The sequence below is a fragment of the Collinsella sp. TF05-9AC genome (assembly GCF_003438495.1).
Taxonomy (GTDB): Bacteria; Actinomycetota; Coriobacteriia; order Coriobacteriales; family Coriobacteriaceae; genus Collinsella.
This window is the reverse complement of the sequence record NZ_QSSH01000008.1, coordinates 25,251-41,555: the sequence shown is the minus strand read 5'-3', so window position 1 is coordinate 41,555 and position 16,305 is coordinate 25,251. Positions and strand designations below refer to the sequence as shown.

Below are 16,305 nucleotides of genomic sequence, written 5' to 3'. Positions count from 1 at the left end.
CCAGCCCCGTAAACCGGCATAGTTTTGTTTGCGACGGCTCCGCCGCGCGCTATAGCGCGGGGCCGGCGGGGCATTTTTGCCCCGCCGGCCCCTGTTCCAGCTCAATTTCAGCGCAATTCCGGTTTGGTTTCTACCGTGGGAGTCTTGTCCGCCGCGACCGGGGTGCGCGCGGTGTCCATACTCAGGCAGTGCTTGGGGCAGCTTTCGATGCATTCGCCGCACACCACGCAGGCGTACGGGTCGATTGACCAGGTGCCGCCCTTGCGGTCAACCGCCAGCGCACCCGCCGGGCAGCGACGTGCGCACATGCCGCAGCAGATGCACACATCCATGTCGTTAACGATATGTCCGCGCAAGCGCTCGGGCGCTACAAGCTTTTCCTGCGGATAGCACACCGTGACCGGCTGCTTGACCATAGAACCCAAGGCCGTCTTGGCAAATGTCAGTAAACTCATGCCGCGCCTACCTTTCCGTGCAGCTAATGCAGGGATCGATGGTCAGGATAATCATGGGCACGTTGGCGATGAGCACGCCCTGCAGCGCGTGCGTCAGACCGGCCAGGTTTTGCGACGTCGGCGTGCGCACACGGAAGCGGTCCAGATTCTTGGTGCCGTTGCCGCGCACATAGTAATACGCCTCGCCGCGCGGCTGCTCAATCACGACTTCGCCGCGCGCACCGTCGGCCGGCGTGAGCTTGGTACGCCCGCCGATACCGTCGTGCGGAATCTTGTCCACAAGTTCCTTGATAATGTCCATGGCCTGCGTGACCTCGGCGCAACGCACCTGGCAGCGGGCATAGCAATCGCCGTCGGTGGCAACAATCGGCTCAAACGCAGCCAGATCCGCATAAGCACCGTCGCCGAACATGCGCACGTCGTAATCCACACCCGAGGCGCGACCGAACGGGCCGACCATCGAAAGCTCCAGCGCGTCTTTCTTGCTGATCACGCCCACGCCATGCAGACGCTCGCCGCAACTGGCATCGTCCAAAAACGTATGCACCAGAGCCTCGTAGTCGGGGCGCATGGCATCGAGCGTCTGGACAATGCCCGCCAGCTCGGAGGCCTCGATGTCGTGCTTAAGGCCGCCGATCTCGTTGATCGACAGAATCACGCGGCCGCCGCAGGTGCTCTCAAAAATCTTAAGGATCTGCTCGCGCAGGGTCCACGAACGATAGAACAGGGCCTCAAAGCCAAAGGCGTCGGCGAGCAGGCCCAACCATAGCAGGTGCGAGTGGATACGCGAAAGCTCATGCAAAATGGTGCGGATATACTGCACGCGGCCGGGTACCTCGATGTCGAGCATACGCTCGCAGGCGCTGGCATAGCCGTAGCTGTGGCCCACGGCGCAGATGCCGCAGATGCGCTCGGCAATGTAGCCAAACTGATGCATGTCACGTTTTTCGGTAAGCTTCTCGAGTCCGCGATGCACAAAGCCAATCTGAGGAATTGCCTCGATCACGCGGTCGTCCTCGAGCACCAGATCCAGATGGAGCGGCTCGGGCAGCACTGGATGCTGCGGGCCAAACGGAATAACGGAGCGATGTGCCATGGACCTTACGCCTCCTTTTTCTGCTTGTCGCGGGCGGCCTTGGCGGCAAGCGCCGCGCGGACCTTGGCCGCTTTCTCGGGATCCATGGCGGCGAGCTTTGCCTCCAGCTCGGCGGCTTTGAGCGCGGCCTTGGCGGCGGCATCGTCATGCTGAGCATCGGAGCCGGCAGCCGCGGCGGGCTGGACGGCGGCAGCGCCCGCAGCATCGCCGGTGCCCTCCCCCGCAGCGGCGGCCTTCTCGGCAGCTGCCTTGCGCGCCTTGGCCTCGGCAGCGGCGCGGACCTTCATGGCCTTCTCGCGCGCAGCCTTCACCTCGGGCGTGATCACGCTCATGGGCTCGGCCGTCGAGACCTGGTAGAAAAAGCCCTTAAAGTCGATTTGCATATCGGTGATGGCAAGGCCAAACAGGTCGTGCGCCTCGTTCTCAAACGGGAACACCGCCGGATAGTACGAGCTGATGGACGGGATCTCCTGGTACTGGTCGATACCCTCGACCACCAGGTTCTCAATCGCATAGTTTCCGTCCCGCGCGATCTGTTCCTGCGCGGCGCGGACGTTGATAAACGTATAGACCAGGCGATACGAGCCGTCGTCCACGCAGCGCTCGGCGTGCATCTGCACAAAGCGCGCGCCGGCGCCCTTGAGTGCCTGCACATGCGGCAGCAGCCCATCGATCCCGACGGTGGTATAGATTGCCTTTTGCATTACTCGGCCTCCTTTGCAGCGGCGGGCTTCCCGGCGGCGCCGCCAGCAGCGGCGGGCTCGTCGGCAGCGTCGCCAGCCGTGGGCGTATCGTCAGCCCCGGCCCCCGCAGCGGCCACAAACCCGCCCTCGCCCAGCTCAACGCCACCATCCCAGGTAGCGGCGCCGCCCACGGTAAGCGGATCGCCGCCAGCGCGCATCACGGCCTCTTTCTGGTCCAGGATGCCGCACGCCTCCACGATGGCATCGATCACGGTCTCGGGGCGAATGGCGCACCCGGGCGCGTACACATCCACGGGAATCGCGCGGTCCACGCCGCCGATCACGTTGTAGGCATCGCGGAACACGCCGCCCGAACACGCGCAGATGCCGCAGGCCACCACGCACTTGGGCTCGAGCATCTGGTTGTAGATCTGGCGCACGACGGGCAGGTTCTGGGCATTGACCGACCCCGTCACCAAAAAGATATCCGCATGCTTGGGGTTGCCGGTGTTGACCACGCCAAAGCGCTCCGCATCGAACAGCGGCGTGAGCGAGGCCAGCACCTCGATATCGCATCCGTTGCAGCTCGAACCGTCGTAATGAATAACCCACGGCGAGCGCGACATTTTATGATCCATGGATGCCGCCTCCTAAATAAACACGTCGACGAGGATGGGCATAAGGTTGAGCAGGCCAAACACCAGCGCCACGCCCCATCCGAGCCTAAAGCAGCTGCGCCAGGTGCTGCGTGCGAAGGTGTTGTCGATCAGGACCTCGACAAAATACGTCGCGGCCATCACGACCAGGGCTACAACCCAGCTCACGGGGTTGTCCCAAACAAAGAACATGCCCACCCACATCAAAAACAGCACGGTCTCGCACCAGTGCATAAGGGTCATCTTGGCCAGCGTGCCGCCGCTCATCTCGGTGGCGACGCCCTGGACGATCTCCTGATGCGCATGATGCGAGTACGAAAGGTCAAACGGCGACTTGCGCAGCTTGATGGTAAGCACCGCGAGCAACGCGAGGAAAATGGGCGCGCTGTGCACGATGATGGGGACCGACTGCCCCGTCACGGCGATGGAATCAAAGCTGTCGGTGGCAAGGTACAGGCCCACGCTCATCAGCAAAACGGCGGGCTCGTAACTCATAACCTGCAGTAACTCACGATCGGCGCCAACCTGGGCAAACGGGCTTTGCGTCGAGGCGGACGCCAGCACCACAAAGATCGCGGCGAGCGTCACCATAAAAGCGCACAGTAGCGTGTTAGAGCCCGACACAAAGATGCCGCCGCCCACCACGGTAAAGATGAGCGCGCACGCCATATAGGTATCGTCCATGGTGTTTACGCTGGCGGGGGCCTTGCGCAGCAGCTTGGCAACGTCGTAGAAGGGCTGCAGCAGGCGCGGGCCCACGCGGCCCTGCATGCGGGCGGACAGCTTGCGGTCGATGCCGTCGATCATGCCACCCACAAGCGGCGCCAGCAGGGCAAACGCCACGGTGCCAATAAAAATGCCCACGACACCCGAACCTTCAAAATACTTGCCGCGCAGCACCGAGGGCGCACTCATGGCAAGTCTCTCGGGCCCAATCCATGCGCAACACAGCAGCGCAAACAAGATAATGCTGCAGCACACGACGCTACCCGCGGGGCCAATACGCTTCTCGCCAAGGGCGTCCTCCGAGTACCAATTGCGCTTTTCGGCCTTTACCTCGTGTCCCATCGAGCCGCGGAAATGACGATAGCTCTCGGTTCCAACGCCCGAAAGGTACACGTTGACGTGCGGTTTGTTGCTCACGCGGAATGAAGTCAGCAACACCACGGCAATAAAAGCCACGATAACCACCATCAGATACATGGCGTCCTTGCCAATAACGTACGGCACGCGGCCAAACACCATGGCCAAGTAAGGCGACACCAGACCGCTCGAGATAACCGGGAACGCCACGCAGCACAGAATAAGCAGCGCGGCGATGGTGCTGAGGGCCATCCATTCGGTCTTATGGACATTGACCTCAACGTTTTGAGCCGTGGGGTCGACGCCCGAAAGCTTGGCAAGCCACTTGCCCCAGAAGAAGAACGTCGCGGCCGAGCCAAAGGCAAGCACCATGATCATGAGCACGTTGCCGGTCTGCGCAAACGCCACCAGGGCGCCCCACTTGGACACGAGCATGCCAAACGGCGCAACAAACATGCCCATGATGCCCAGCATCATCAGGCGCGTCAGGTGCGGCATACGGCTGAACATACCGTCCATGTCCTCGATATTGCGGCTGCCGATATGATGCTCGGCCGTGCCCACGCACAGGAACAGCAGCGACTTGGCAACCGTGTGGAACAGGATCAGGAAGATGGCGGCCCACACGGCCTCGGGCGCGCCGACGCCCAGGCAGGCGCTGATGAGGCCCAGGTTGGAGATGGTGGAGTACGCAAGCACGCGTTTGGCGTTGCTCTGCGAGATGGCCATGAGGGCAGCGAGCAAAAACGTGATGGCACCCACACTCGTGACCATAAAGCCGGTCACAGGATAGATGGCATAGAGCGGGCTCAGCTTGACCATCAGGAATACGCCGGCTTTGACCATGGTTGACGAGTGCAGCAGGGCGCTCGTGGGCGTGGGGGCAACCATGGCACCCAGCAGCCAAGTGTGGAACGGCATCTGTGCGGCCTTGGTGAGCGCGGCGAGCGACAGCAGAACGACCGGCATCACCAGCAGCGCGGACTGCGCGGTTCCGGCGCCGGAAAGCTCGATCATGCCCGAGATGGTCAGCGGCATGCCATTGACGTGCAGAAACATAAGGCCCGCCAAAAACGCGATGCCGCCCAGCATGTTGAGGATGATCTGGGTGAAGGCGTTTTTGATGGCCTCGGGCGTGCGCGTGTAGCCAATCATAAGGAACGAGCACACGGTGGTGATTTCCCAGCCGCAGAACAGCCACTCAAGGTTGTCACTCGTCACGATGACGAACATGGCCGAGAGGAATAGAAACATAAGCGCCAGGAACTGCGGGCGACGGTCGGGCGCGGTCTGCCCGCGCAGCGCAGCCTCGTGCTCGTCATGGGCCTGGAAGTCCTTCATGTAGCCCAGGGCATACACGCAGATTAGGCTACCGACGATGCCGACGGCGAGGACCATGATCACACTCATGTAGTCCAGGTAGAGCGGCGTCGCCGTGACGGCTTCGACCGCGGGCAGCGTCATGGCTGCAAAGGCGAACGAGCCCACCAGCTGGACTATGCCGAGCACCGTGGCGAGCGCGTTCCTATATTTGTACGCGTTGTACAGGATTACGGCGCACAGGATGACGTCGATGACGGAGCTGATGATCGAGAGCACATGCGAGGTGCCGGAGGCAACCTCAAAGCTCTGCGGACCCATGCCAAAAAACATGACGGCGACTACAACTGTCACCGCCATAATAATGCCGGAACCTATGAGCCCCACCGCATCGCGGGCGCGGTCGCCGCGCGCGAACAGCATGCCCAGCGCCGGTACCAGCGGAAACAGGGTAAGGAAATACAGTAGCGTCATACCATCACTCCCCCATGCAAAAACGCTGCAATTGTTTAACGTTATAGCTCAATTGATGAGTAGCGGCAGCGGGTTTTCGGTCAACTGGGGAGTTTTAGGCGTACGGGGCAAGGAGTCTGTCCGCATTGGAGCAAAGGGGCGACGCTCCCCCTATCGCAGCGGTGGGCGCACGGGCCACTGCGCGCGGTTTATTGGCCATTTTGGAGGATGTCCCGATAGGCTCGCGGCGGTCCAAAAAGTTGGCGCGGCAAGAAAAATGCGCCCCTGTGGGCGCACCATCCCGTTTGCTATTCCGCCTTTTTAACGCGCGGCTTATCGACCAGTGCGGACTCACCGCTCTCGCGGTACTGACGGCACCAAGCCTTGACCGAAGACTCGCTGGGAATCTTGTGTTTGATCATGGCCTCGCGAACCGTCAAGCCGTTTTCCAGACGGTCCTTAACCACAGCGAGCTTTACGTCGTACGAATAGGTGTGATGATGCGAACCGGCGTTGAGAACGGCGTCGGCACCGCCCACAGCATACGCGCGGGCCCACTGACGAGCCGTGGCCTGGGGAATGCCAAGCTCCGCGGCGAGGGCGCGATGACCGACCCCCTCTTGGAGGATCTCGACGGCGCGCTGTCTAACCTCGGGCGCATGCGTGCGAGTCCTAGTTGCTTCCGACATACCTGCCACTTCTTAGCCTTAACCGTTAATCTGCTTTCTTACGTGAAAGTTAGATAGTAGCATTTTACTGTTTGCTCAAAGCAGTTAATTAAAGTAGACGCGGCGTTATCTGGGCATTTGGCACCAAATTACGACATTTCTTTATCGATTATTTACGCTGGTAGCTGACTCGCAGCTAATCGTCATTCGCTTGTCAACAAAATTGGCATCTCTTTACATCCTTTGGTATAGAGGATATAGTTATTAACCCCTCCCCCAATAATTTTGAGTGATCTGCAAGGCAGTAGACGTCCTCACTCCTCATGATTACCGCGCATTGCCATCCACCGGAGCAAAACAAAAAGGGCGGGACCTGCTGCGCTTGCAGACCCCGCACCGATTGACACCCGACGGGACACAGCCGGGCGAGACGGATCCGTGCTACCGTCCCGCCCGGCCGCGATGTTCAACTACAGCTCGTTGGCCGCGTGATATGCCGTGCGAATGGCGCTCGCAATGTCGGCGGTGCGCTCGCCCGAGCAGTCGCCCACGCAGGTCACGGGCACCGTCACGCCATCCAGGTCAAACGCGTTGGCCTTGGAGCCCACGGCCATCACCACGTAATCGCAGGCGATCTTCACCGGCTCCTCGGCGCCGTCCTCGGTAGTGCGAATGGCCTCCACGCCCTCGTCGGTAATGGCGGTCAGACGGGTCTTCACGTGCTGCTCCACGTTGTGCTCGGCAAAGTCGCTCATGATCAGCGGCAGAATGGTCTCGGACTCGCCCGCGGCAATCTTGTCGAGCATCTCCACGATCGCCACCTCGCAGCCGTGCTGCAGCAGGTACTCGGCAGTCTCGGTGCCCACCAGGCCACCGCCAATGACGGCGACGCGCCCGCTGAGCTCCACCTTGCCGGCCAGCACGTCCCAGCTCGAGACGACCTTCTCCGAATCGGCGCCCGGAACGGGGATGACCACGTCGTGTGCGCCCACAGCCACAATCGCGGCGTCGGCGGCGTTGAGGTCCTCAGCTGTAGCGGCATGGTTGAGCTCAACCTTCACGCCCAGGCCGGGCAGAATCTTCTCGTAGTACTCAACCGAGCGCATGATCTCGTCCTTGCGCGGAGGCGCGGCCGCCAGCACAATCTGGCCGCCCAGATGATCGCTCGCCTCGTAGACGGTCACACCGTAGCCGCGCTTGGCCGCCACGCGTGCGGCCTCCAGGCCGGCAATACCGCCGCCCACCACGGCGATCTTCTTGTCGCCCTCGCCCGGCTTGATGGCGATGGTCGCCTCGTCGCCGTTCTCGGCGTTGAGCACGCACGAGATGTACTTGCGATTTTGAATCGCGTCGACGCAGCCCTTGTTGCAGTTGAGGCACTCGCGGATGGGCTCACCCGTAGCGGCCTTCAGCGCAATGTCGGGGTCGCACATGAGCGAGCGGCCATAGGCGATGATGTCGGCCGCGCCGTCTTCCAGAATCTTCTCGCCGGCCTCGACCGAGACAACACGGCCGACGGTTGCCACCGGCACGGAGACCAGGGCCTTGACGCGCTCGGCCACGGGCAGCGTCCAGTTGTAGGGCATGGCGCCCATGGGCGGAATGGTATCGCCCATGTTGCCGGTGTGGTTGGCCTGCGCGACCTGGATCATGTCGATGCCGGCGCCCTCGAGCAGCTTGGCGAACTCGCAGGCCTCGTCGGGCTGCAGGCCGCCCTTGCCGCGCGGCGTGCCGTCGGGGTTCTCCATGATCACGGGAAGCTTGTACTCCACCATCAGCTGCGGCGCGGCTTCCTTAATGGCAGCGACGACCTCCAGCGCGTAGCGGACGCGGCTCTCGAACGAACCGCCGTACTCGTCGGTGCGCTGGTTGAGGATGGCCGAGCACAGCGAACCCACCAAGCGGTCGCCGTGGACCTCGATGGCGTCGATGCCGGCCTGCTGCGCGCGAGCGGCCGAGGCAGCGATGGCCTCCTTGATCTGGGTGAGCTGCTCCACGCTCGCCTCGTTCACAAAGTGCTGCATGTCGTGATGCAGCTTGGCGTAGGCCTGGTTGCGGATCTCGTTGGACTCGACCATCTTGGCGGCAAAGGTCTCCTCGTCGCCGGCGGCCTTGGCCTCCTGCGCGGCCTTGGCGGCGGCCATGGATCCCATGACCATGCGGCCGACACCGGGCACGTCGTACTCGGGGTGGAACAGCTGCAGCGCGACCTTGGCGCCGTGCTTGTGGACGGCATCGGCCAGGGCCTTAAACGTGGGGATCTGGGCGTCGGTCGCCAGCTTGGGCGTGGGGCTTGCGGTCATGACGGGAGCAACGTCGCCGATGACGATGTAGCTCACGCCGCCACGGGCCAAGCGCTCGTAAAAAGCCAGGCTGCGCTCGCCAATGGAACCATCGCGCTCCTCGTAGCCGGTGGTCAGCGGCGGGAACATAATGCGGTTTTTGAGCTCAAGGGGGCCAACCGTAATGGGCTGAAGCAGCTTGGATGCAGGTGCGGTCATGGACATTCCTCTCTTGTAGGCGCGGCGGCGATGATGCCGCGTAGTTGTCTAGAGGATATGGCATGGAGGCACGGCGGCACAACGGAAATCGGCGGACAGCAGGTAGCGGCAGGTGGATGGATGATGAACCGCCTGCCGGTTTGTCTCAATCTGTAACAGTTACGCGGCAAAACCGGGTCTTACTGTTACAGATCGAGACAAACCAAACCCGCCTGCTAGAAAATCTCAATCTATAACAACAACTCGGCAAAATCCGTCCCTCGTGTTACAGATTTAGACAAACACGACCCAACCCACCGGTATATCTCGGTCTGTAACACCTAGCCGCCCAAATCGGGTCTAGATGTTACAGATCGAGATTTTGTTTGAGAGGCCGAGAATTGGACCGAAAACACGGTCCCGAAATAACAAAAAAACTCGCCGGCTAGGCCGACGAGCTGCAAGTTCTTGGTCGCGGGGGCAGGATTTGAACCTACGACCTCCGGGTTATGAGCCCGGCGAGCTACCAGACTGCTCCACCCCGCAATGTCTGGGCGCCTCATGTGCGCAAGAAAGAATATTACGCGGGAGTTCGGTAAACGGCAAGGAAAATCTCGTAGAGCATAATTCCTTCATATTTAAACCTCTCAGCCCCTATCACCGTAAACGAATCGCAGCCGAGCGCCGTCGACGGCGCGTATACAATGGTGCGCGTCCTTTTATGCCAACACTGGGAGTAGACATGCTGCTCGCTATCGATATGGGAAACACGCAGACGGCCATGGGCCTGTTTGACGGAGACGAGCTGGTGCAGTCGTGGCGTATGCCCACCGACCGCTCCTATACCGCCGACGAGATCCACGTGCGCCTGATGGGTTTCTTTAAGATGTACGGCCTTTCGCTCGATGCGGTCGACGCAATCGCCTTTGCGGGCGTGGTGCCGCAGCTCTCGCGCGAGTGGCACGCCGTGGCCGACCGCATTGCCGCGGACGCCATCGTCATCGGGCCGCAGACGGCCGCGGTGACCAAGCTGCGCGCGGCGCGCCCCCAGGCCGTAGGTGCCGATCGCGTCGCCAACGCCGTTGCGGCCGAGACTTTCTACGGCGCGCCGGCAATCGTGGTGGACTTTGGCACCGCGACCAATATCGACGTCATCGATGAGGACGGTTATTACATTGGTGGAGCTATTGCGCCGGGCATCCGCATTTCGATGGACGCGCTCGCCGCCCGAGCCGCCAAGCTCGCCAGCGTTCCGCTCGAGGCGCCCGAGCACGCCATCGGCCGCGATACCGAGGAGTGCATCAAGGTGGGCGCCGTAACGGGCGCCGCCGCCATGGCCGAGGGCCTGGTCGCGCGCATGAAGCGCGAGCTGGGCCGCGAGGATGCCACCGTTATCGCCACGGGCGGTCTCGCCAGCATCGTCGCCGATTCGACCGATGCCTTCGACGTGGTCGACGGACAGCTCACCATCAAGGGTATCTGCGAAATCTACCGCCGTATGCAGGAGCTGGGATAGAACAGGGGCTTAAGTCGAGCACGAACGCGAGCGGCGAACTAGGCAACGCATCGGTCCTATTCCTCAAAATCGAAAATTTATCAGTTTTGAGGAATAGGCTTTCTGCTACGCCTCGCCGCATAGCCACCTCGCCAGGTCCACGATCTGCACCCCATTGCGGTCCGTGGCCTCGTGATGCGTTCGGGCGAGAATCATCTTGGGGTACGCGTCGCCAATGCTCAGCAGTGGCGAAATCTCGCGTTCAAATGTCTTATCCGAGCTGATGTCGTCGCTCACCTGAATGTAGAGCTTCTCGCTTCGCTTGATTGCTATAAAGTCAATTTCCTTTTTATAGAGCACACCGACGTATACCTCGTATCCGCGGCGCAGCAGCTCGATGGCCACCATGTTCTCGTATACGCGTCCCCAATCCATATCACGTGTACCGAGCAGTGCGTATTTGAACGCGTGGTCTGCCAGGTAATATTTCTCGCCGCTCTTAAGGTATTTTTTGCCGCGAATGTCGTACCGACGAACTTTATAGAAGGCAAACGCATCGCACAGGTACCCCATGTACGTGCCGACCGTCTTGTTCGTAATCTTTAGCCCATCCGCATTCAAAACATCTGTAATGTTGCGTGCCGACGTTATGTTGGAGACGTTGTCCATCATGTAATCGGCAATGCGCAGCAGTGCCGATTCGTTTCTCACGTTATGCCGCTGCACGATATCCCTCACGATGAGCGTTTTGAAGACATTGGAGAGATATTGGTAGCGCTGCTCCTGCAGTGGATAAGGGTAAGAGCCGGACATACCGCCGGTTCTCGCGTACTCATCGAAGTCGCGATCGACCTCGCCCTCGTCACTATAGAAGCGATACTCCTCAAACGAGAATGGGAAAACCTCGATCTCGAACGTGCGCCCCGTAAAGAGCGTCGACAGATCGCTCGACAGCAAAAAGGCGTTCGATCCGGTGATGAAGATGTCGTACTGCTCGGATGCATGGAGGCTGTTGATCGCGCGTTCAAAGCCGTCGCACATCTGAACCTCGTCGATAAGCAGGAAGTTTTGCTTGTCGGACACTCGATGCTCTTTCACATAGGCGAGCAGGGCATGATATTCGAGCAGGCCCTCGAACTCGTCGAGGTTGTAATTGATATGGATGACATTCGAATTGGACAGATTTGCCTCCACGTAATCGCGGAGGGCCTCGAGCAATTTTGATTTACCGCTACGACGGATGCCCGTGATGACCTTGATGTCCGGCACGCCAATAAGGCTCGTCAACGTGTCCATATATGACGTTCTATTGATGAGTTTCATTGGGGCCTCCTCGCGGTCTTTTATCGCTATTCCTCAAAATTGAAAAATTTTCAGTTTTGAGGAATAGGCTCTATAGCGAATATACCTCGCGAAAGACCGAGCTGCCTTAATCCTATTCCTCAAAAACGAAAATTTTTCAGTTTTGAGGAATAGGGCGCTGGCAACCCATTCCCCAGATAGGCGAAACCCTCCCCGGCAAGGCCGAGGAGGGTCTTGTTGTCATGTCTATCTTTGGGCGCGAACGCCCCGCGCTACAGCCCGCGAATGCGCACGGCCTCGGGCGGAAACTCCTGCTCGCCGGCATCGGTCTTAATGGTCGCGCGGCCCCAGATGTCCAGGCCCGCAAACACACCGACCGCAAGCGGCAAGCCGTTGGGCGACACCGCCGCAACTTGGCGGCCCAGCAGCGGTACCATGTCGAAATACTCGCCCAGCACGGGAGCCAGCGGCCCTGCGGCGCCTTGCGGCGTGTTGGCAACAACCGCCCAGGTGTCCACACGGGTCAGCACGGCGACGGCCAACGCCTCGACCAGCGCTTCGTCAGCTACGTCCACACCAAGCTCGCTCAACGCCGAATGCTCAATATCCACCGTCACGGCACCGAACATGCCCGCAGCACCGGCACCGCCGTTCACGGCAACACGCGCGAGCGACGTCTCAAACGCAGGCGCACCGCACACGATATCGCTCGGCCACTGGATACCCACCTTACCGGCAAGGCCCAGGCCCGGCGCCGAAGCCGTGCCCACGAGCGCGTCCATCATGCCCATCGCCGCCACAAACGGCAGGCCGTGGAAGGCGTGCATATTCACATCGGGGCGCACAACCAGCGAAAACGTCAGCGAAGCCTCGCCCACGCTCCAAGCGCACCAACCCGCGGACGCACCCTCGCGACCCGCGTCGCGCGCGGCGTCAAGCTCGGTGCCAGCGGCAACAGCATTCATCTCGATCATCTACATGCGCCCCAATTCGCCCACAATATGGCCCACGCGGTCCTCGGGCTCCTTGACCTCGACGCCGTTGTAGCGGAAGAACCGCGCCGGATCGTGCATCAGATCCTCGAGCGGCACCAGCACAAAGTCGCGCTCGCCGATCAGCGGATGCGGCAGGCGCAGCTTTTTGCCGCCGTGGGTCTCGCCGTCCATCCACAGCAGATCCAGGTCGATGGTGCGCGGACCGTTGGCCTTGGCCTTTTTGGAACGGTCGCGGCCCAGCTCGGCCTCGATCTTCATGAGCTCGTCGAGCAGCACCAACGGCGCCAGCTCGGTCTTAATCTCGATGACGGCGTTGGCAAACGCGTCCTGGCGCATCTCGTAGGCCGGCTCGCTCTCGTAGATCTTGGAGGAGTTGGACACGCAGGTGAGTGGAATCTCGGCGATCATGTCGCGTGCGGCGCGGATGTTGTCACAGCGGTGCCCCAGGTTGGAGCCCACGGCCACAAACGCGCGGCGCGGCTGCAGCTTGGCAACCGCCCAGTAGCCGTTCAGGAACTGCGAAAAACCCGCGGCTTCGTGCACGCGCACGATGTTGGCACCGGCCTGGATGGCGCCCAGGCACACGCCAAACGTAGCGGCATCGCGCTCGGCGGCCTCGGTCACGCCCGAGACAGCGCCCACAAAGCGCTTGCGCGATACGGCGCACATGAGCGGATAGCCCAGTGACGCCATCTTGGCAGTCTCGCGCTGGATGACGATGTCCTCGTTGGCCGTCTTGCCAAAGCCCGGACCGGGATCGATGCAGATGCGGTCGCGCGACACGCCGGCGTGGATGAGCGCGCGGGCCTGGTCGGACAGAAAGCCCATGACGCGGCGCATGATGGGTGCCGAATCGGGCAGGGTGAAGCGGCGGAGCTGCGAGGTGGGCACGTAGGCTTCCTCGCGGCGGGCGCTGCGGCGCATCATGGCGGCCAGGTGGTCATTGGGCTCCGATGCGGCCTCGGTGGCTGCGGGCGCGGCCTCGGGCGCGGGTGCGACGGTCTCGGCGGCAGTAGCCTGCTCGGCGGCGGGCGCCTCCTGCTCGCTTGCGGGCTCAGACGTGGGCTCCGGTTCACCAAACGGCAACGAGGGCTGCACCACGCCGCCCGGAAGCTTGGCCTCCGGCTTAGGCTCGCCCAGCAACTTGCCGCGACGGCGGCGAGCCGGCTTCTCAGCCTCACGCGCGGCCTCGGCAGCCGCCTCGCGCGCCTTCTCGGCAACAAACGCCGCAGCCGAGGTATCGAGCTGCACCGTTGCGTGCGTGCGTGCGGGCGCGGCGACCTCGCCGGCATGCATCACGATGACGCCGCAGGTGCTCGTCTTAACAAACTCGACCATCTTGGGGTCGGTGAAGCCGGTCACGTCGTTGACGATCGAGGCGCCGCAGCGCACGGCCGCCTTGGCAACCGCCACATGACGCGTGTCGATCGAGACGATGGCGCCCTCCTTGGCCAGCGCGCGCACCACGGGCAGCACGCGGCGCGCCTCCTCGTCGGGGTTGACCGGGGTAAAGCCGGGGCGCGTGGACTCGCCGCCCACGTCGATGATGTCGGCGCCGGCGTCGAGCATCGCCAGGCCATACTCGATGGCGGCATCCGGGTCGAAGTGCTCCCCGCCGTCGCTAAACGAATCGGGCGTCACGTTGAGGACGCCCATGATGCGCGGACGGTCAAAGCTGAGCTCGTACTTTCCGCACCGCCATGTCTTGCTGTCGTTCGCCATGAACATCCTCCTAAAATGCCCACGCCGCCGAGCTTGGGGAGCTGGCGGCGGGGTCGCTTTGCACTCAGTCTTTCTATTGTATCCGCGCGCGCGGGCTAGAACGCAAACGCGGCCGCGATGTCGCAAGAAATCAGCAGGTCGGCATTTGCATCCTGATCGGTGGGAGCAAGATTGCAAATGGCCAGCGTATCGCCGGTAAAGTAACGCGTAAGGCCCGCCGCCGGATACACCACGAGCGAGGTCCCGCCCACAATGAGGGCATCGGCCGCGGCGATGGCGGCAACGGCACCGGTCAACACATGCTCGTCGAGCGGCTCTTCGTAGAGCACTACATCGGGCTTGATGCGGCCACCGCACGCGGGGCACGCAGGCACGCCCGCGGCATCCTCGTGCTCGCGCGAGCAAATCCACTCGGCGCTATAGACCGCGCCGCACGACTGGCAAATGTTGCGATGGACCGATCCGTGCAGCTCAAACACTCGCTGTGAGCCGGCCATCTGATGCAGGCCGTCGATATTTTGCGTCACCACGGCGTCGAGCTTGCCGGCGCGCTCCAGCTCGACCAGCTTGGTGTGGCAGCGGTTGGGTTTAGCGTTAAGCGCGATCATCTTGGTGCGGTAAAAGTCGAAGAACTCCGCAGGATGCGCCTCGTAAAAGCTATGCGACAGCATGGTCTCGGGCGGATAGGCAAACTGCTGGTGATACAGGCCGTCCACGCTGCGGAAATCGGGAATGCCACTTGCCGTGGAAACGCCCGCGCCGCCAAAGAAGACCACGCGCTTGTGGGTGCCGAACAGCTCCGCCAGCGCGGCGGAGGCCTGTTTGGAGTCCGTTATCGCCTGCGTCATATGAGTCCTCCGTCCTTGTTGGTCGGGCAGCGTCGGGCGATGTCCCAGCATGCGGCCTTTGGGTCAGCACGCGCGGTGCCCACCACCGCCCCTGTTGCGCTAATCTTAAGCCTGCCAACCCCGTCGAAAGGACACCATGCCTCAGACTTACACTTTCGCCTCGTGGAACGTCAACGGCCTGCGCGCCGTGCTCAAAAAGGACCCGAGCTTTATCCAGATCGCGCAAGAACTCGACGTCGATATCCTGGCGTTGCAAGAGACCAAGTTGCAAGAAGGCCAGGTTGATATTGACCTGCCCGGCTATCGCCAAACCTGGAGCTACGCCGAGCGTAAAGGCTATTCGGGCACTGCGGTCTTTAGCCGCCAGGAACCGCTGCGCGTGCTGCACGCCGACGCGCTGTTACCCTACGCCGGCGAGGGCGAGGCGGCCGAGCTCGTCGCCCAAGCCGCAACCGAGGGCCGCGTCTGCGCGTTGGAGTTCGACAAGTTCTGGTTTGTGGATGTCTATACGCCCAACGCCCAAAACGAGCTCGCGCGCATCGATGTGCGCATGGCCTGGGACGATGCCTATCGCGGCTTTTTGAGCGCGCTTGAGCGCGAGACCGGCAAGCCCGTGGTGACCTGCGGCGACTTTAACGTAGCGCACGAAGAGATCGACCTTAAGAACCCCAAGTCCAACCGCGGCAACGCAGGCTTTTCGGACGAAGAGCGTGGTAAGTTTACCGAGCTGCTCGACGCCGGTTTTACCGATACCTGGCGCGCGGCAAACCCCGACGTCGAGGGTGTCTACAGCTGGTGGAGCTATCGCTTTAATGCCCGCAAGAACAACGCCGGCTGGCGCATCGATTACTTCCTGGTGAGCGACGCAATCGCCGGCAACGTGCGCGACGCCGGCATCCGCGGCGATATCTTCGGCAGCGACCACTGCCCCGTCACCCTCACGCTAGAGCTCTAGCGCCAAGCAATTCCTGGGGGACAGAGGAAAACAGATCATGTGACCCCTCTCCCCCTATAAGTTGCGGTGGAGTAGTTCCTGTTTGGGCAGCAAA

The 16,305-nt window shown here is 61.7% G+C and carries 13 protein-coding genes and 1 tRNA gene; 2 read left to right on the top strand and 12 right to left on the bottom strand.

The window, feature by feature from the left end:
* Positions 1-107: 107 nt before the first annotated feature.
* The 8 genes from DXC52_RS03845 to DXC52_RS03810 all read right to left on the bottom strand — a co-directional run bounded on the left by DXC52_RS03845 (position 108) and on the right by DXC52_RS03810 (position 9,440).
* Positions 108-455 carry a 4Fe-4S dicluster domain-containing protein gene (locus tag DXC52_RS03845; protein ID WP_117746206.1) on the bottom strand — a complete coding sequence of 116 codons (348 nt, stop codon included), beginning with the start codon at positions 453-455 and terminating at the stop codon, positions 108-110.
* Between the two features lie 7 nt (positions 456-462).
* Positions 463-1,551 carry a nickel-dependent hydrogenase large subunit gene (locus DXC52_RS03840; RefSeq protein WP_117746205.1) on the bottom strand — a complete coding sequence of 363 codons (1,089 nt, stop codon included), beginning with the start codon at positions 1,549-1,551 and terminating at the stop codon, positions 463-465.
* A gap of 5 nt (positions 1,552-1,556) precedes the next feature.
* Positions 1,557-2,255 carry an NADH-quinone oxidoreductase subunit C gene (locus DXC52_RS03835; protein ID WP_117746204.1) on the bottom strand — a complete coding sequence of 233 codons (699 nt, stop codon included), beginning with the start codon at positions 2,253-2,255 and terminating at the stop codon, positions 1,557-1,559.
* Positions 2,255-2,872, bottom strand: a complete 618-nt coding sequence (locus DXC52_RS03830) for an NADH-quinone oxidoreductase subunit B family protein (RefSeq protein ID WP_233504791.1) — start codon at positions 2,870-2,872, stop codon at positions 2,255-2,257. The genes DXC52_RS03835 and DXC52_RS03830 overlap by 1 nt, the downstream gene beginning before the upstream one ends.
* 12 nt (positions 2,873-2,884) lie before the next feature.
* On the bottom strand, positions 2,885-5,767 hold the full coding sequence (locus DXC52_RS03825; protein WP_117746203.1) for a proton-conducting transporter membrane subunit: 2,883 nt from the start codon (positions 5,765-5,767) through the stop codon (positions 2,885-2,887).
* Between the two features lie 287 nt (positions 5,768-6,054).
* Positions 6,055-6,435, bottom strand: a complete 381-nt coding sequence (locus tag DXC52_RS03820; protein ID WP_117746202.1) for a helix-turn-helix domain-containing protein — start codon at positions 6,433-6,435, stop codon at positions 6,055-6,057.
* A gap of 449 nt (positions 6,436-6,884) precedes the next feature.
* Positions 6,885-8,915: a bilirubin reductase, long form gene (gene bilR, locus DXC52_RS03815; protein ID WP_233504789.1), complete on the bottom strand. Its 2,031-nt coding sequence runs from the start codon at positions 8,913-8,915 to the stop codon at positions 6,885-6,887.
* A 448-nt stretch (positions 8,916-9,363) separates the two neighbouring features.
* A tRNA-Met gene (locus DXC52_RS03810) sits at positions 9,364-9,440 on the bottom strand.
* Positions 9,441-9,636: 196 nt separating this feature from the next.
* Between DXC52_RS03810 and DXC52_RS03805 the strand changes: the two genes are divergently transcribed.
* Positions 9,637-10,410, top strand: a complete 774-nt coding sequence (locus tag DXC52_RS03805; RefSeq protein WP_158554584.1) for a type III pantothenate kinase — start codon at positions 9,637-9,639, stop codon at positions 10,408-10,410.
* A gap of 105 nt (positions 10,411-10,515) precedes the next feature.
* Here DXC52_RS03805 and DXC52_RS03800 read toward each other — a convergent pair whose 3' ends face one another.
* The 4 genes from DXC52_RS03800 to DXC52_RS03785 form a co-directional block, all read right to left on the bottom strand.
* The gene (locus DXC52_RS03800) at positions 10,516-11,712 is read right to left on the bottom strand and encodes an ATP-binding protein (RefSeq protein ID WP_117746199.1); all 1,197 of its coding nucleotides are present in this window, start codon (positions 11,710-11,712) and stop codon (positions 10,516-10,518) included.
* A gap of 251 nt (positions 11,713-11,963) precedes the next feature.
* Positions 11,964-12,665 (bottom strand): hypothetical protein, encoded by a 702-nt coding sequence (locus DXC52_RS03795; RefSeq protein ID WP_117746198.1) that lies wholly within the window; start codon positions 12,663-12,665, stop codon positions 11,964-11,966.
* Positions 12,666-14,408 (bottom strand): dihydropteroate synthase, encoded by a 1,743-nt coding sequence (gene folP / locus DXC52_RS03790; protein ID WP_117746197.1) that lies wholly within the window; start codon positions 14,406-14,408, stop codon positions 12,666-12,668.
* Between the two features lie 95 nt (positions 14,409-14,503).
* Positions 14,504-15,256 (bottom strand): NAD-dependent protein deacylase, encoded by a 753-nt coding sequence (locus DXC52_RS03785; protein WP_117746196.1) that lies wholly within the window; start codon positions 15,254-15,256, stop codon positions 14,504-14,506.
* Positions 15,257-15,392: 136 nt separating this feature from the next.
* Between DXC52_RS03785 and DXC52_RS03780 the strand changes: the two genes are divergently transcribed.
* Complete coding sequence (locus DXC52_RS03780; protein WP_117746195.1) at positions 15,393-16,211, top strand: exodeoxyribonuclease III; 819 nt, start codon at positions 15,393-15,395, stop codon at positions 16,209-16,211.
* The last annotated feature ends 94 nt before the right edge of the window (positions 16,212-16,305 follow it).

Excerpts from the sequence above, each read along its gene's own strand:
- DXC52_RS03845 (WP_117746206.1), bottom strand. The coding sequence starts at position 455 with ATGAGTTTACTGACATTTGCCAAGACGGCCTTGGGTTCTATGGTCAAG.
- DXC52_RS03840 (WP_117746205.1), bottom strand. The coding sequence starts at position 1,551 with ATGGCACATCGCTCCGTTATTCCGTTTGGCCCGCAGCATCCAGTGCTG.
- DXC52_RS03835 (WP_117746204.1), bottom strand. The coding sequence starts at position 2,255 with ATGCAAAAGGCAATCTATACCACCGTCGGGATCGATGGGCTGCTGCCG.
- DXC52_RS03830 (WP_233504791.1), bottom strand. The coding sequence starts at position 2,872 with ATGGATCATAAAATGTCGCGCTCGCCGTGGGTTATTCATTACGACGGT.
- DXC52_RS03825 (WP_117746203.1), bottom strand. The coding sequence starts at position 5,767 with ATGACGCTACTGTATTTCCTTACCCTGTTTCCGCTGGTACCGGCGCTG.
- DXC52_RS03820 (WP_117746202.1), bottom strand. The coding sequence starts at position 6,435 with ATGTCGGAAGCAACTAGGACTCGCACGCATGCGCCCGAGGTTAGACAG.
- bilR (WP_233504789.1), bottom strand. The coding sequence starts at position 8,915 with ATGACCGCACCTGCATCCAAGCTGCTTCAGCCCATTACGGTTGGCCCC.
- DXC52_RS03805 (WP_158554584.1), top strand. The coding sequence starts at position 9,637 with ATGCTGCTCGCTATCGATATGGGAAACACGCAGACGGCCATGGGCCTG.
- DXC52_RS03800 (WP_117746199.1), bottom strand. The coding sequence starts at position 11,712 with ATGAAACTCATCAATAGAACGTCATATATGGACACGTTGACGAGCCTT.
- DXC52_RS03795 (WP_117746198.1), bottom strand. The coding sequence starts at position 12,665 with ATGATCGAGATGAATGCTGTTGCCGCTGGCACCGAGCTTGACGCCGCG.
- folP (WP_117746197.1), bottom strand. The coding sequence starts at position 14,408 with ATGGCGAACGACAGCAAGACATGGCGGTGCGGAAAGTACGAGCTCAGC.
- DXC52_RS03785 (WP_117746196.1), bottom strand. The coding sequence starts at position 15,256 with ATGACGCAGGCGATAACGGACTCCAAACAGGCCTCCGCCGCGCTGGCG.
- DXC52_RS03780 (WP_117746195.1), top strand. The coding sequence starts at position 15,393 with ATGCCTCAGACTTACACTTTCGCCTCGTGGAACGTCAACGGCCTGCGC.